The sequence below is a fragment of the Roseateles sp. genome (assembly GCF_047654805.1).
Classification (GTDB): domain Bacteria; phylum Pseudomonadota; class Gammaproteobacteria; order Burkholderiales; family Burkholderiaceae_C; genus Pelomonas.
On record NZ_JASGIV010000001.1, the window covers coordinates 4,429,588 to 4,444,948 of the forward strand.

Genomic DNA, 15,361 nt, shown 5'->3' on the forward strand with positions numbered 1-15,361 from the left:
ATCCAGGCCATACCAACCATTCGGAGACACATCATGGCCCTGCGCCGTCTCGTCCTCGCTTCCGCCGTCGCCGCCCTGTCGACGCTGGCCGGCTTTGCCGCCCATGCCCAGGCACCCATCGTCATCAAGTTCAGCCACGTGGTGGCGCCCGACACGCCCAAGGGCAAGGGCGCGCAACGCTTCAAGGAGCTGGCAGAGCAGCGCACCAACGGCCGCGTCAAGATCGAGGTCTACCCGAACAGCCAGCTCTACAAGGACAAGGAAGAGATGGAGGCACTGCAGCTGGGCTCGGTCCAGATGCTGGCCCCGTCGCTGGCCAAGTTCGGCCCGCTGGGTGCCAAGGAATTCGAGGTCGTCGATCTGCCGTTCATCTTCAAGGACACGGAAGCCTTCCGCGCCCTCACCGATGGACCGCTGGGCGCAGATCTGTTCAAGAAGCTCGAACCCAAGGGCATCAAGGGCCTGGCCTACTGGGACAACGGCTTCCACATCATGAGCGCCAACAAGCCGCTGCACCATGTGGCGGACTTCAAGGGCATGAAGATGCGGATCCAGTCCAGCAAGGTGCTGGACGCGCAGATGCGCGCACTGGGCGCCATCCCGCAGGTGATGGCCTTCTCCGAGCTCTACCAGGCGCTGCAGACCGGCGTCGTGGATGGTACCGAGGGCGTGCCCAGCAACTTCTACACGCAGAAGATCTACGAAGTGCAGAAGCACATGACGCTGTCCAACCACGGCCACCTGGCCTACGCGGTCATCGTCAACAAGAAGTTCTGGGATGGACTGCCGGCCGACATCCGCACCCAGCTCGAGGGCGCCATCAAGGACGCCACGACCTATGCCAACGCCATCGCCGCGACCGAGAACGCCACGGCTCTCGAGAAGATCAAGGCCAGCGGCCGCGTGACCGTCTACACGCCTACACCGGCAGAGATCAATGAGTGGAAGAAGGCGCTGATGCCAGTCCACAAGGAGATGGAGTCCCGCGTAGGCAAGGCCACCATCGAGGCCGCCTACAAAGCCACCGGCTTCGTCGCCCCGAAGTAATCCCCTCCACCGCCGCTTCGCCATGCCAAGGCCGCCCCGGCCTTCGGCAGGCGCAGCCGTTTCCGCCCCCGGAGCAAAACCATGTTCAACAAAGCGCTGAACCATCTGGAGGAGTGGCTGATCTCCTTCCTGATGGCCGCGGCAACGCTGGTGATCTTCGTCGCCGTCGTCCACCGCTACCTCGCTGGCGTGCCCTACATCCAGGACATCGCTCTGAAGATCCACATGAGCTGGGCCCAGGAGCTCTGCATCATCCTGTTCGTCTGGATGTGCAAGTTCGGCGCGGCCTATGGCGTGCGCACCGGCATTCACGTCGGCGTGGACGTCGTCATCAACCGCATGAGCCCGAGAAACCGTGGCCGCTTCGTCATCTTCGGCCTGCTGGCTGGTGCCTTCTTTACAGGCGCCATCGCCATCATGGGTGGCACCTTCGTCTGGGACAACGGCGCGCACTACGCCTTCCTGAACCTCATAGGCCACCCCAACCCCGACGTGTTCGAAGGCCCCACGACGCCTGACCTGGAGTGGCCCACGTGGATCGTCTACTCCGCCATCCCGCTGGGTTCGGCGCTGATGTGCTACCGATTCCTGCAGGTCTGCTGGAACTTCTGGAAGACCGGCGAACTGCCCAAGCATGACGAGTCCCACGTCGAGGGCGTGGACGGACAGACCCCGCTGAACCTGGAGGCCCGCAAATGAACGCCCTCATCATCTTCAGCCTGCTGCTGGCGCTGATGCTGACCGGCATGCCGATCAGTATCTCGCTGGGCCTCACCGTGATGGCTTTCATCGTCACGATGACCCAGGTGCCCATCGAATCGGTCGCCCTGAAACTGTTCACGGGCATCGAAAAGTGGGAAATCATGGCCGTGCCTTTCTTCATCCTGGCCGGCAACTTCCTGACGCACGGCGGTGTCGCGCGGCGGATGATCAACTTCGCCACCAGCATGGTGGGCCACTTTCACGGCGGCCTGGCGCTGGCGTCCATCCTGGCCTGCTCGATGTTCGCCCTGGTCTGCGGCTCCTCTGTCGCGACAGTGGTTGCCATCGGCTCCATCGTGTTGCCCGCAATGGTGGCTCACGGCTACCCGATGCGCTTCGGCGCGGGCGTCATCATCACGGCCGGCTCGCTGGGCATCCTGATGCTGCCGTCCATCCCCAAGGTCATCTACGCGATCTCGACCAACACCTCGATCGGCGCGCTGTTCGTCGCCGGTCTGCTGCCCGGCATTGTTCTAGCGCTGATGCTGGCTGCCGTGACGTGGTGGATTGCCCGGAAGAACAACTACCCACGCCTGTCCAGGGCCGGCTGGATGGCTCGCTTCCAGGCCTTCCGCAAGAGCTTCTGGGGCCTGTTGCTGGTGGTCATCATCGTCGGTGGCATCTGGTCCGGAGCCTTCACGGCGACGGAGGCCGCGGCAATGGCAGCGGTGTACTCCTTCTTCGTGGCCATCTTCGTCTACAAGGACCTGAAGCTGCGCGACGTGCCCAAGGTGCTGAAGGACTCAGCCAACATGTCCGCGATGCTGCTTTACATCATCACGAACGCGGTGCTGTTCTCCTTCGTGCTGACCAATGAGAACCTGCCTCACCAACTGGCCGACTGGCTGCTGTCGATGAACCTGGGCCAGAACGGCTTCCTGTTCGTCGTCAATCTGGTGCTGCTGGGCGCCGGCAACTTCATGGACCCCTCGTCCATCATCCTGATCATGGCGCCCATCTTCTTCCCGGCCGCCATGCAGCTGGGTGTGAATCCAGTGCACTTCGGCATCCTGATCGACGTGAACATGGAAGTAGGCCTGTGCCACCCACCGGTGGGCCTGAACCTCTACGTGGCCTCAGGCATCAGCAAGCTGGGCATCACGGAGCTGACCAAGGCCGTCATGCCCTGGCTGCTGACCATGATCGTGTTCCTCGTCATCGTGACCTACTGGCCGTGGCTGACGCTGGTGGTGCCCCACGCAATGGGCATGCTTTGAACGCCGCACCCAGCCTTGCCCCACTGCAGAGATGAGCCCTCTCTTCTTCGGCCTGGCCTTCGCCCTCGTCGCGTTGCTGGTCTACATGGGCCGCTACAGCGGCAGGGTGCGGGCCGAGGAGAGCCGGCTCATCGCCGCGGCGCCAGAGGCCGTCTACGAGCGCGTGGCCGACCTGGCCGGCTGGCAGGCCTGGAATCCGTGGCTGGAGCATGCGCGCGACGTGCCTGCCGAGGTGGACGGCCTCTCGCTGGCCTGGGATGTGCCCCGGGTAGGCCGCGGTCGCATGCGCCAGGTGGGGCAGACGCCGCCGCGGGCATTGCGCCAGCGCTTGCAGTTCGACCTGCCCTTCTCGTACCGCGGCCGCTCCGACTGGCGTTTCGAGCCGGCAGCGGGTGGCGGCACGCGCGTGACCTGGCGCTTCAAGGGCCGCGTCGCCTTCACGTTGCGCGCTTTTGCCAGCACCGTGCAGGGCGCAACGGCGCTGGACCTGCGCTTCGGCCTGGACCGCCTCGCCGCGCTGCTGGAGGGCGGGCCGCCGGCCTACACACTGGACTACGCCGGCGTGCGGGAGCAGCCCACGCTGCGCCTCGTGCAGGTGGCCCACAAGGACTCGCTGGACAAGCTGGCCGCTGCATTGCCGCCACGCATCTCCGACCTGCGCCGCCAGTTGACCACAGCTGGCCTGCCAGCCTCGGGGCCGGCCATCGTCCACTATCTGAAGACCCACCTGAAGCTGCGCACCGTCGACTGCCGCATCGGATTCGAAGTGCCGGCCGGCGCCAACGCGCCGGATGGCTTCACGCTGCAAGAGCAGCCCTTCCACAGCGCCTACATGCTGCGCTTCGACGGGCCGCCCGAAGCCCTGGAGCTGGCCTGGTACCAGGCCATGCAGCGCCTGCGCGTCGAGCAGCAGCAGCCGCACCCGCAGTTGCCGCCAAGCGCCGTCTACCTCGGTGAATCGGCGCCGGGCCGACGCGGCGTCGTCGAACTGCATCTGCCCCTGAAAGCCTGACGGCACGGGAATTGCACTGCCCTGGGGCATGAACACGCCCCTGTTTGCTCTCCCCGGCCTGCGCGTGCTGCTGGCGGACGCCGGCCAGCGTCGCAGCCCCGTCATCCGCCTGGAGCTGATCCGGCTGCGCTGCCAGCTCGTGGACGTCATCGACCTCGTCGCCCAGCCTGACGCACTGCCTGTGGCGCTGGAGCGCCTGGCGCCGGAGCTGCTGCTGATCGACTGCGAGCAGCCCACCCCCGAACTGCTGGCACAACTGGGTGAATCCCTGCAGCGCCAGCCCCGTCCCGTGCTGCTCTTCGCCGAGCAGATGACGGCCGAGCAGATGCGCGCTGCGCTCGATGCCGGCATCAGCACCCTGCAGCTCGCTGGCCTGCCTCCGCAGCGCCTGGGCGCCCTTCTGCAGTTGGCGCTGGCCCGCTTCGAGCACGACCAGACGCTGCAGCGCGACCTGCGCCAGACCCAGACCCAGTTGGCCGAGCGCAAGCTCGTCGAGCGCGCGCGCGGAATCCTGATGCGCGAGCAGGGCCTGGACGAGGAGGCAGCCTTCCAGCGCCTGCGCCAGCTCGCCATGGACGGCGGCCAGACCATGGCCGCCGTGGCCATGCGCCTGATTGACGCAGACCAGCTGCTGCGCCCACGTTGAGGGCACGGCGCACCAAGTCGCGATGGCCCAGCACGCACCGGACCGGAGCAAACCGCCCGCTGCGGCGCCAGACATGCGCCAAGCGCGTGCAAACACCCCCGGGCAAGCCGTCATCCGGGCTGGCACGCAAGCTGCAATGAGGCAGGCGAGGCCTGCAATGGCGCAGGCCTCTCGGGCCGGCCGCCTGCTGAATCGGCCGGCACTTCGGGACAACGGCGTCCGACCTCTCCTTTTGCGTCTTCGCTGCTGAAGTGCGGCGCGGGCGGAGCGTGGCTGCGACGCCGTTGCGCCCTGCATGACCCAGGAGCCCGTGATGACCGCCAGCGACAACTCGACCGCCAAGCCCCATCCGCAACGCCGCAGCCTGCTTGCCGCCGCTGCCGCCCTACCCTTCGCGCCGCTGGCCGGTGGCGCCTGGGCCCAGGGCTCTGACAAGCCCGAGAAGGAGGAAGTGCGCATCGGCTTCATCCCGCTGACCGACTGCGCCAGCATCGTCATGGCCGCCGTGCTGGGCTTCGACAAGAAGTACGGCATCAAGATCATCCCCACCAAGGAAGCCTCCTGGGCCGGTGTCCGCGACAAGCTCGTCAACGGCGAGCTGGACATGGCCCACGTGCTCTACGGCCTCGTCTACGGCGTGCACCTCGGCGTGGCCGGCCCCAAGAAGGACATGGCCGTGCTGATGACGCTGAACCGCAACGGCCAGGCCATCACCCTGTCCAGGAAGCTGGCCGACGCCGGCGCTGTGGACGGAGCATCGCTCGCCAAGGTCATGGCCAAGGACAAGCGCGACTACAGCTTCGCGCAGACCTTCCCGACCGGCACGCACGCCATGTGGCTTTACTACTGGCTGGCGGCCCACGGTGTGAACCCGTTCAAGGATGCCAAGGTCATCACGGTGCCGCCGCCGCAGATGGTGGCCAACATGCGCGTGGGCAACATGGACGGCTTCTGTGTCGGCGAACCCTGGGGCCACCGCGCCATCATCGACGGCATTGGCATCACGGCGACGACGACGCAGGACATCTGGCCCGAGCATCCCGAGAAGGTTCTGGGCACCACGGCCGAGTTCGCGAAGAAGTACCCCAACACCGCGCGCGCCGTCATCATGGCCGTGCTGGAGGCCAGCCGCTGGATAGACGCCAGCCTGTCCAACAAGAACAAGATGGCCGAGACCATCGCCGACAAGGCCTACGTCAACACCGGCGTCGACGCCATCAACCAGCGCATCCTGGGCCGCTACCAGAACGGCCTGGGCAAGACCTGGGACGACCCACGGCACATGAAGTTCTTCGACGACGGTGCGGTCAACTTCCCCTACCTGTCCGACGGCATGTGGTTCCTCACCCAGCACAAGCGCTGGGGCCTGCTCAAGGAACACCCCGACTACCTGGGAACCGCCAAGGCCATCAACCAGACCGCCCTTTACGCACAGGCCGCCAGCGCGCTGAAGATCAGCGTGCCCAAGGACCCGATGCGCAGCTCCAAGCTGCTAGACGGCGTTGTCTGGGACGGCAAGGGCCCCGCCAAGTACGCCGACAGCTTCAAGGTAAAGGTTTGAACACCATGGTCTCCGCCGTCTTCCACTCCCCCGGCGACAGCGCCGTCGCCACCGCTCCCGCACCGGCGGCCGTCAGCCGCCCGGCCTCACCCACGCCCGAACTCAAGACACGCCCCCGGCGCGATCCTGTCGACTGGCGCGCGCTGGCGCTGCGCGTGCTGCCCCCCGTGCTCAGCATCGCCCTGCTCATCGGCCTGTGGGGCCTGGCGACCCAGAAGGGCGGCAGCTTTCCAACCCCGGCGGCCACCTTTGATGCCGCCGTCAAGCTCTTCGCCGACCCGTTCTATCGCAACGGCCCGAACGACCAAGGGATCGGCTGGAACATCCTGAATTCACTGGGCCGTGTCGGCGTGGGTTTCGGCCTGGCGGCGCTGGTGGGCATCCCGCTGGGCTTCATGATCGGCCGCTTCGAGTTCGCCAATCGCATGGTGTCACCGCTGATCGCGCTGCTCAAGCCGGTGTCGCCCCTGGCTTGGCTGCCCATCGGCCTGCTGGCCTTCAAGAGCGCCAACCCGGCCGCCATCTGGACCATCTTCATCTGCTCGATCTGGCCGATGGTGGTGAACACCGCCGTCGGCGTTCAGCGTGTGCCGCAGGACTACCTGAACGTCGCACGCGTGCTCAAGCTCAGCGAGTGGAAGGTCATCACCCGCATCCTGCTGCCCGCCGTTCTGCCCTACGTGCTGACGGGCGTGCGACTGTCGGTCGGCACGGCCTGGCTGGTCATCGTCGCGGCTGAGATGCTGACCGGCGGCGTGGGCATCGGCTTCTGGGTCTGGGACGAGTGGAACAACCTCAACGTCGCCCACATCCTCATCGCCATCTTCGTCATCGGCACCGTCGGGCTGCTGCTCGAATGGGTGCTGATCTCCCTTGCCAAGCACTTCACCTTTGAAGAGGACTGATGTCATGAAGCCGTTCATTCAAGTGCAAGACGCGGAGATGGTTTTCACCACCCGCAAGGGCCGTTTCCACGCACTGCAGAACGTCAGCCTCGACGTTCAGCGCGGCGAGTTCATCACGCTGATCGGCCATTCGGGCTGCGGCAAGTCCACCCTGCTCAACCTGATCGCCGGCCTGCTGGCGCCCACTTCAGGCGCATTGATCTGCGACGGACGCGAGATCGCCGCGCCCGGCCCGGAGCGCGCCGTCGTGTTCCAGAACCACTCGCTGCTGCCCTGGTTGTCCTGCCTGGACAACGTGCTGCTGGCCGTCGAGTCCGTCTTCGGCGGCAAGGAGGCCAGCGCCAAGCTCAAGGTACGCGCCCGCGCTGCGCTGGAGCTGGTGGGCATGAGCCATGCGCTGCACAAGCGGCCGCACGAGATCTCCGGCGGCATGAAGCAGCGCGTCGGCATCGCGCGCGCGCTGGCCATGGAGCCCAAGGTGCTGCTGATGGACGAGCCCTTCGGCGCGCTTGATGCGCTGACCCGCGCCAGGCTGCAGGACGAGCTTCTGAAGATCGTCGCGCGCACGCAAAGCACGGTCATCATGGTCACCCACGACGTGGACGAGGCCGTGCTGCTGAGCGACCGCATCGTCATGATGACCAATGGGCCGGCCGCCACCATAGGCGAGATCCTGGAGGTAGGCATCCCGCGGCCGCGCGTGCGCGTAGAGCTGGCCGAGGATCCACGCTACGTCGCGGCGCGCAAGGAAGTCATCGACTTCCTTTACACGCGCCACGCACACGTCGAGCAGGCGGCCTAGAACACCACCTCGGCGCGCAGGCCGCCCTCGGGCCGGTTGCTCAGGCTCAGCAGGGCGCCCTGGCGTCGCACCAACTGCTGCGCGATGTACAGGCCCAGGCCCGTGCCGCCGGTCTCGCGGCTGCGCGAGCCCTCGACGCGCCGGAATGGCTGGCGCACACGCTCCAGCTCCGCCTCCGGGATGCCGGGTCCGTCGTCCTCGACGACCAGCCGCGTGACGCCCGCCGACAGCTCGACGCTCACCCGGGCCTGGCCGGCATAGCGCAACGCGTTCCCGGCCAGGTTGTCGACGACGCGACGAAGCGCGACCGGGTCCGCGTTGACAACGGCCGGCGGTCCCTGGAAGCGGATATCCGCTCCCGTCTCGGCCAGGTCGTCGACGGCGGATTGAGCCAGCGCCGACAGGTCTACCCGCTGGACCTGTGCCGACTCCCCAGGACGGAACACCTGGATGACGCTCTCCACGAGCTGGTTCATCTCGCGCAGGTCGTCGATGCAGCGCTCGCGCACCTTGGCCTCGACCTCGCCCGTCTCCAGCCGCAGCCGCATGCGAGTCAGCGGCGTGCGAAGGTCATGCGAGATGGCCGCGATCATCAGTCCTCGCTCCTCGAATTGCCTGCTCAGCTCAGCGGCCATGCGGTTGAACACCGCTGCAGCCTCGCGCACCTCGACAGTGCCTTCGTATTCGGGCAGCTCGGGTGCGGGACGCCCCTGCGCGAGGGCCGGTGTCAGCGCCTGCGCCGCGCTCACCAACCGGCGCATAGGCCTGGCCAGCCAGCGCGAGCCCCACCAGGCGGCGAGCGCAATGACGAGCATGCGCACACCGTAGTCGACGAGGCTGCCACGCAGAGTCAACGTGGGCGGCAGCGACGGGAAAGTGGGCAGCCTCACGCTTCCAGCCTCCGGGCGCGGCGAGCGGCCAAAGTCCGGCCCGGCCCTGCCGCCGGGACCAGGCCCGGGGCCGAAGCCCTCGCGCCGCTCCGGGTGCGCGCCCTCGAGATCATCCGGCTCCTGCGGCATCCGCCGCGTACCTTCGCCAGGCATCGGCATGGGCATCGCCGGCCAATTCGTCATCGTCGGCAGCGCGCCGCTGACGCGAGTGACCGTCAACCAGGCCACGCCGTGGCTGAGCACGAGCGCCAGCCACATCAGCAGGAACAGGCGCAGGCCGAGCCCGTCCCAGGACTTGAGACGCTTCAACACGGGCTTACCTCGGCGTCGAAAAGATAGCCTTCGCCGCGCACGGTACGGATCAGGCTGGGCTCACGGGCCGTGTCGCCGAGCTTGGCCCGCAGCCGGGACACGGCCAGGTCGATGCTGCGGTCGTTGACCTCCACGCCCGGCGCTCGGGTCAGCTCGATGAGCTGGTCGCGGCTGAGCACCCGCCCTGGGCGCTGCACGAAGGCCGCCAGCAACCGGAACTCGGCACTGGACAACGCGATGCCCACGTCGTCGGCGCTGACGAGCTGGCGGGTCATGCGGTCGAAGCGCCAGCGGCCGAAGCGCAGAAGGCGCGTGTCGTCCTGCAGGGCCAGGCCCTTGTTCGCGCGCCGCACCAGCGCCTGCAGCCGCGCTACAAGCTCGCGCGGCTCGAAGGGCTTGGCCAGGTAGTCGTCCGCACCCAGCTCCAGGCCGACGACACGGCTCATGGTGTCGCCGCGCGCGGTCAGCATCAGCACCGGGGGAGCATCGGCCTGCGTGCCCAGCCAGCGCAACAGCGCCAGGCCGTCCTCGCCGGGCAGCATCAGGTCCAGCACGATGGCGTCGACCTTGGGCTGGAGCGCCAGCCGCTGCCGCATCGCCCCGCCGTCCGCCGCCGCGCTGACCTGCCAGCCGAAGCTTGCAAGGTAGGCCGTCAGGCTGGCACGGATCTCGGCATCGTCGTCGACGACGAGGCAATGTCCATTCATACCGCGATGCCTACTTTCAATCGGGCCACGTAACCAGCGCTGACCGATCCCGTCACGGTCGCCATCTGCGTGCTGTAGCCGTCGCTGAAGATGCCGTCGGTCGCCAGGCTGATGGCATTGTTGTTGGTCGCGCTGTTGCCATAGCCGCTGGTGGCGTAGACGGCGCTGTTGGCGTCCGACGGGAAGCACAGCTGCGAGGTGCGCAGCTTGTTGTTCCAGTTCGTCGCCGTCGTCGTGCTGCGGTAGACCTCGAAATGGATGTGCGGTACGCGGCCTGAGTAGCAGCCAGGGTAGATGGTCTGGAACACCGCCGTGCCGTCGCTGGCCGTGGCCTGCACGCCGCGCAGATAGTTCTCGGCCGTCACGCCGCTGGAATACATGGAGTAGCGGCCCAGGGCATCGCAGTGCCAGAGGTAAATGGCATAGCCGGCAAGGTCGGCGCAAGAGGCGTTGGTGTTCACGAGCTCGATGATGACCTGAAGTGGCACACCCGTGGCGACACCGGTGGCGCCTGCAATGCTGGCACGGATGTCGCTGCGCACGATGCCCGATAGCGCCAGCGCATTGGCGACGCTGCCGTTGGCGCTGTTGGAACCGTCGCCGGGATAGGGGCCCTCGGTCTCGCTGGGAATGACGGAGCAGCCGCTGCTGGTCGAACTGCTGCCCGAGGAACCGGAAGACGTCGACGTGGTGGACGAGCTGGTCACCGTGTCGGTGCCGCCACCACCGCAGCCTGCAAGGGCCAGCGCACCGGCGCCGCCCGCGCCCAGCAGCCAGCGCAGTGCCATGCGGCGCTCCAGGGCCTGCTGCTGCAGGCGGTTCAGGTCGTGGGTCAGGCCCAGGTCATGGTCGTGGTGCATCGCGGCTCCTTCAGCTGTGGACGGATGCATTGCATCGCCGCGATGTATCGGGCGGATCGGCAGATTGTGTCGCCGCTGAAACGTTCAACCGAGGATCAGCTGCAGCGACCCCTGCAGCGCCTGGATCAGCGCCTCCAGCGCCTGCAGCAGCCGCTCGCTTCCCTGGTGCATGCGCTGTACCGCATCGCCCTGTTCCACGCGCAGGCCGCGCAGCAGCAGCAGCCAGGCCTCGTCCACCGCGGCGAAGGCCGGCTGCAGTGCGGGGCCGGCCAGCGGCGCGGCGCGTACCTCGTCATAGGCCCTGACGAACTCGTCCAGGCCCGCGACCAGGCCGCTGCCGTCATGGCCGGGCAGGACCTGGGCAAGCAGGCCCTCCTTGGCCAGGCGCTGGCTCAGCAGGCGCAGCCGCGTCACCTGGGCCAGCAGGCCAACGGGTCGTTGGCCGGCACGCTCGGACAGCCGTGCCACCAGCACCTCGCTGCTCTCCAGCAGCTGCTGGGCAGCGCGGTCGCTGCGTGCAAGATCCGGCTGGCGGCTGGCAAGGGCCGCGTCCAGCTGCGCCCAGGCGAAGGACACGGCGGCCAGTTCCTCGGCCAGCTCATGGCGAAGCAACTCGCCCAGACGGGCCAGGTTGGCGGCGACGCGCTCTGCTGACGCATCCAGCAGCGCCTGGGCCTCGCGGCGCTCCGGCGGCGCCAGCCGCGGCCATTGGCGCAGCGCCTGCAGCTTGACCAGGCGCTGGCTCAGCATGCGCTGCGCGCCGGCTCGCTCCAGGGCCTCGGCCAGCTCACTGGTGTGCACGACGCCGCGCGCCACCTCGGGCAGCTTGGACTGGGTCTGCATGGCCGTGTTGCGCAGCAACGCGAAGGCGGCGGCCTCGTCGATGCCACGGGCCTGCATCAGCAGCCCCTTCGCACGTTCGGTCCACTTGCGCTCGTCCAGCCTGGCCTGGGCGGCGAGTTCTCGAGACTGCTGCTGGGCAGCCAGGTCCCGGGCCCACAGCAAGGCCTCGCCCAACACGCCGGCATCGACGTCCGTCGGCAGCCATTGCACGGCACCGCGGGCCAGCACGGCCTGCCGCTCCGGGCCCCTGGGCGGCGGCGACAGCACTACCACGGGCAGACCGAACGCCCGCTCGCCGTGCAGCAGCTGCGCCATTGCGGTGCAGTCCTGGCACCACAGCAGGCCCAGCGCCGCAGCGTCGGCGGGCGCCGTCAGCTCTGAAACGGTGCGCAGCTCCCAGCCCAGCGCCCGCAGCGCCGCGGCCTGGGGCGGCGGTTCGGGGCAGCAGATCAGCAGGGGCAGAAGGGGGGCCATCGCGGTATCGGACATGGTTTCGGTCTTCACGCCCCAAAACGGCGCAAGAAGCAGGCCAACCGGCCTGCGCCCAGCAGGCATGAGGCTTGCGAGTATCGGCGCGTGGCTCCCGCAATGGTGCAGGCGCCCTCCCGTTGCGACGTCCGCGCCCCCAGGCACGCGACCGCCGGGCGGGCCAGGGCGTGCGAAAGATCGAGCCCCAGATGTCCACCCTGCAAAACTTCAAGCGCGCCGGCCACAGCCCCACGCTGTTCGCCGCCTTCCTGTACTTCGCGTTCTCCTGCTGCATCTGGGTGCTCAACGGTGCCCTGGCGCCGTTCATCAGCGAGGCCTACAACCTGACGCCAGCGCAGAAGGGCTTGATGCTGTCGATCCCCATCATGGCGGGTGCGCTGATGCGCTTTCCGCTGGGCCTGCTGTCGCAATACATCGGCCGCAAGAACGCGACGCTCGTCGAGATGGGCCTGATCGCGGTCGCCATGCTGTACGGCTACTTCATGGTGAGGAGCTACGACGACCTGCTGGCCATGGGCGTGCTGCTGGGCATCGCAGGCGCCAGCTTTGGCGTGGCGCTGAGCCTGGGCTCTGGCTGGTTTCCGCCGCAATACAAGGGTCTGGCCATGGGCCTGGTGGGCGCCGGAAACGTCGGCACGGCGGTATCAGTGCTCGTCGCACCGCCGCTGGCCCAGGCCTTCGGCTGGCAGACGGTCTACGCCATCGCCGCCGCGGCCATCGTCGTCCCCATGGTCGTCATGATCGCTTTCGCCAAGGAGCCGCCCGATGTCGACGCCCACGCTTCGCTGCGCGAGCATGTGGCCTGCCTGTTCGAGAAGGACGGCTGGGCCTTCAGCCTGATCTACGGCGTGACTTTCGGTGGCTTCATCGGCCTCACCACCTTTTTGCCCACCTATTACCACGACCAATTCGGCGTCTCAAAGGTGCAGGCCGGCCAGCTGACCATGCTGGCGGCCTTCATGGGCGCTGCGGTGCGCGTCGTCGGCGGCTGGCTGTCGGACCGCTGGGGTGGCGTCAACATGCTGACTGGCGTGCTCGTCGTCGTCGCAATCAGCCTGGGCCTCGTCGGCATGAGCAGCGGCTCGCTGGTGCTGACGACGCTACTGCTCATCGTCTGCTTCGCGGCCCTGGGCGCGGGCAACGGCGCCCTCTTCCAGCTGGTGCCGCTGCGCTGGCCGGCAGCGACGGCCGTGGCTGGCTCCATGATCGGCGAGATCGGCGCCCTGGGCGGCGGGCTCGTACCCAACCTGATGGGCGTGTCCAAGCAGCACGCCGGCACGTATCTGTGGGGCTTCGTCACATTCGCCGTGCTGGCCGTGTTGATGCTCTTCGTCATGCGCATCATGCAGATCCGCTGGACACGCACCTGGGCCGAGAAGGGTGGGCGGGCCCGACGCAGCTCAGGCCCGCAGGCCGATCCGGTGCACTACCAGCGCGCCTGATCAACGTGGCAGGAACAAGAGCCATGCCGCCAGGAGCAGGTTGAGCAGCAGCGACAGGCCCAAGGCGATCTGCCACACGAGCGCCGGATCCCCGCCAACATTGCGGTGGGCGCGCACCGCCACCGGCTGGTCCCGCGCCGCACAGCGCTCCAGTGCCAGCACCAACTCCTCGGCCGTCTCGAAACGCGCCTTGGCTTCCCTGGCCACGGCGCGCATGACGACGCGATCCAGCGGCATCGGCACGCCGGGCTGCAGCCGGCTGACGCTCTGCGGCTCGCGGCGGTAGCGGGCCAACTGGAAGGGCTCGATCTCGCCATAGGGCAGGCGGCCGGTCAACGCCTGGTACAGCGTCACGCCCAGCGCGAACAGGTCCGAACCCGCATCGGGCACCGCCGGCGGGTCAAGCCACTGCTCGGGGTTGATGTAGCTGGGGGTGCCGGCATGCAGTTCGCGCGCCGCGGCCGACGAGCGGCGGCTCAGCGCGACGCCGAGGTCCAGCACCCGCCACTGACCATCGTCGCCAAGGTGGAGATTGGCGGGCTTGAGGTCGCGGTGCACCACGCCGGCCGCGTGCAGCAGGCTCAAGCTACGCGCCACCGTCCGCCCCAGGGCCAGCGCCTCGGCCGCATCCAGCGGCGCCTGGGCCAGCAACTGCTCAAGCGTGCGGCCGCTATGCCAGTCGAACACCGCATAGAAGTGGGTGGCGCCCTCGACCGGCGCATGCACGCGCACGAAGCCGCTATCCGTCGTCGCGCCGCCGCGACGGTGGCGCGGGGCCTCGGCCAGGCGCAGGCCCAGCCAGATCTCGTGGGCCAGCATGGCCCGCTCCTCGGGATCGTCGGCACGGCCCGGACGCAGCATCTTCAGCGCCACCAGCCGGCCGCTCGCCAGCTCGCGCGCCTGCAGCAGTCGGTGCACGCCGTTGTCAGCGACGAGGGCCGTGACCTGGTAGCCATCCAGCAGGGCTCCGACACCGAGCGGCCCGGGGCTGGGCAATTGGCGCCCCAGCGCGGCAAGGTCGTTCAGGCCGGGGTCGGCGAGATCCTTGATGTCCAGCACCAGCGCGGTCGCGTTGTCGTGGCTGCCGGCGGCCAGGGCTGCGGCGGTCAGCGCATCGGCCGCGGCCTGGGCACCAGAGGTCGTCCGCAGCAGATCGGCGATCACGCGGCTGCGCAGGCTGCCGTGCACGCCGTCGCTGGTCAGCAGCAGGCGGTCGCCGACGCGCAACTCGCCCTCGCCGTGATCCAGCCGAAGCGCGTCGTCCAGGCCCAGCGCGCGCGTCAGGCCGGCAAAGTCGCGCCGCTCCAGGCGGTGGTCCTGCGTCAGCAGCAGGCATTCGCCGTCGCGCAGCAGCCAGGCACGGCTGTCGCCGACATGGGCCAGCGCATAGCGCCGGCCGCGCAACGCGATGGCGGTCAGCGTCGTCAGCGCCTCCCGCGGCTCGCCTTCCGCTCCGGGGCGGCGGTTGTATGCGGCGAGCCAGGCATTCTGGTGCCCCAGCAGGCGGTCCAGCACCACGCTGCTGTCCCAAGCCAGCGGCGCGGCATGAAAGTCTCGCAGCAGGCTCATCACCGAGGTCTGCGCGGCCATCAGGCCCTCCCCGCCGCCACTGACACCATCGGCCAGCGCAGCGACCCAGCCACGCTCGATCTCATGCGAAGCCGGTGCCTGCACACCTGCGAAATCTTCGTTGCGCGGGCGCCTGCCTTGCAGGCTGGACAGGCCGGTGTCGAGTTCGAAACGCATGCGCGTGAGTCGTTGTCAGTGTCGGTTCCGCGTGGCTGGCCGAATGCCCGACCACGCCCAGCCCGGCCAGCGCCTCCACCGGGCGATGGCCTCATGTTGGTGCAATTTGAGGGGCGAGTG

The 15,361-nt window shown here is 68.2% G+C and carries 14 protein-coding genes; 9 read left to right on the plus strand and 5 right to left on the minus strand.

All coding sequences use genetic code 11. The features are described from left to right. Positions 1-33: 33 nt before the first annotated feature. The 8 genes from QM732_RS19955 (at position 34) to QM732_RS19990 (ending at position 7,952) form a co-directional block, all read left to right on the plus strand. On the plus strand, positions 34-1,047 hold the full coding sequence (locus QM732_RS19955; RefSeq protein ID WP_415657837.1) for a TRAP transporter substrate-binding protein: 1,014 nt from the start codon (positions 34-36) through the stop codon (positions 1,045-1,047). Between the two features lie 81 nt (positions 1,048-1,128). Continuing rightward, positions 1,129-1,746 (plus strand): TRAP transporter small permease, encoded by a 618-nt coding sequence (locus tag QM732_RS19960; RefSeq protein ID WP_415657838.1) that lies wholly within the window; start codon positions 1,129-1,131, stop codon positions 1,744-1,746. Next, positions 1,743-3,026 carry a TRAP transporter large permease gene (locus QM732_RS19965; protein WP_415657839.1) on the plus strand — a complete coding sequence of 428 codons (1,284 nt, stop codon included), beginning with the start codon at positions 1,743-1,745 and terminating at the stop codon, positions 3,024-3,026. The genes QM732_RS19960 and QM732_RS19965 overlap by 4 nt, the downstream gene beginning before the upstream one ends. Before the next feature lie 31 nt (positions 3,027-3,057). Further along, entirely contained in the window at positions 3,058-4,038 is a 981-nt protein-coding gene (locus QM732_RS19970) for an SRPBCC family protein (RefSeq protein ID WP_415657840.1), read from the plus strand. Between the two features lie 28 nt (positions 4,039-4,066). Next, the gene (locus QM732_RS19975) at positions 4,067-4,684 is read left to right on the plus strand and encodes an ANTAR domain-containing response regulator (RefSeq protein WP_415657841.1); all 618 of its coding nucleotides are present in this window, start codon (positions 4,067-4,069) and stop codon (positions 4,682-4,684) included. 313 nt (positions 4,685-4,997) lie between these two features. Next, complete coding sequence (locus QM732_RS19980) at positions 4,998-6,245, plus strand: CmpA/NrtA family ABC transporter substrate-binding protein (protein WP_415657842.1); 1,248 nt, start codon at positions 4,998-5,000, stop codon at positions 6,243-6,245. Between the two features lie 5 nt (positions 6,246-6,250). Further along, entirely contained in the window at positions 6,251-7,150 is a 900-nt protein-coding gene (ntrB, locus tag QM732_RS19985; protein WP_415657843.1) for a nitrate ABC transporter permease, read from the plus strand. A 4-nt stretch (positions 7,151-7,154) separates the two neighbouring features. Beyond that, positions 7,155-7,952, plus strand: a complete 798-nt coding sequence (locus QM732_RS19990) for an ABC transporter ATP-binding protein (RefSeq protein ID WP_415657844.1) — start codon at positions 7,155-7,157, stop codon at positions 7,950-7,952. On the opposite strand, the gene QM732_RS19995 is transcribed toward QM732_RS19990, so the two are convergent. The 4 genes from QM732_RS19995 to QM732_RS20010 form a co-directional block, all read right to left on the minus strand. Then, complete coding sequence (locus tag QM732_RS19995; protein ID WP_415657845.1) at positions 7,949-9,154, minus strand: ATP-binding protein; 1,206 nt, start codon at positions 9,152-9,154, stop codon at positions 7,949-7,951. The two genes, QM732_RS19990 and QM732_RS19995, sit on opposite strands and share 4 nt — an antisense overlap. Then, on the minus strand, positions 9,148-9,861 hold the full coding sequence (locus QM732_RS20000; RefSeq protein ID WP_415657846.1) for a response regulator: 714 nt from the start codon (positions 9,859-9,861) through the stop codon (positions 9,148-9,150). The genes QM732_RS19995 and QM732_RS20000 overlap by 7 nt, the downstream gene beginning before the upstream one ends. Next, positions 9,858-10,721 (minus strand): intradiol ring-cleavage dioxygenase, encoded by an 864-nt coding sequence (locus QM732_RS20005; protein ID WP_415657847.1) that lies wholly within the window; start codon positions 10,719-10,721, stop codon positions 9,858-9,860. The genes QM732_RS20000 and QM732_RS20005 overlap by 4 nt, the downstream gene beginning before the upstream one ends. 84 nt (positions 10,722-10,805) lie before the next feature. Further along, complete coding sequence (locus tag QM732_RS20010; RefSeq protein WP_415657848.1) at positions 10,806-12,053, minus strand: ANTAR domain-containing protein; 1,248 nt, start codon at positions 12,051-12,053, stop codon at positions 10,806-10,808. Between the two features lie 188 nt (positions 12,054-12,241). Here QM732_RS20010 and QM732_RS20015 point away from each other — a divergent pair, with 188 nt between their 5' ends. Further along, the gene (locus QM732_RS20015; RefSeq protein WP_415657849.1) at positions 12,242-13,495 is read left to right on the plus strand and encodes an MFS transporter; all 1,254 of its coding nucleotides are present in this window, start codon (positions 12,242-12,244) and stop codon (positions 13,493-13,495) included. Here the strand turns inward: QM732_RS20015 and QM732_RS20020 are convergent, their stop codons facing one another. Next, entirely contained in the window at positions 13,496-15,241 is a 1,746-nt protein-coding gene (locus QM732_RS20020; protein WP_415657850.1) for a bifunctional protein-serine/threonine kinase/phosphatase, read from the minus strand. Positions 15,242-15,361 lie beyond the last annotated feature (120 nt).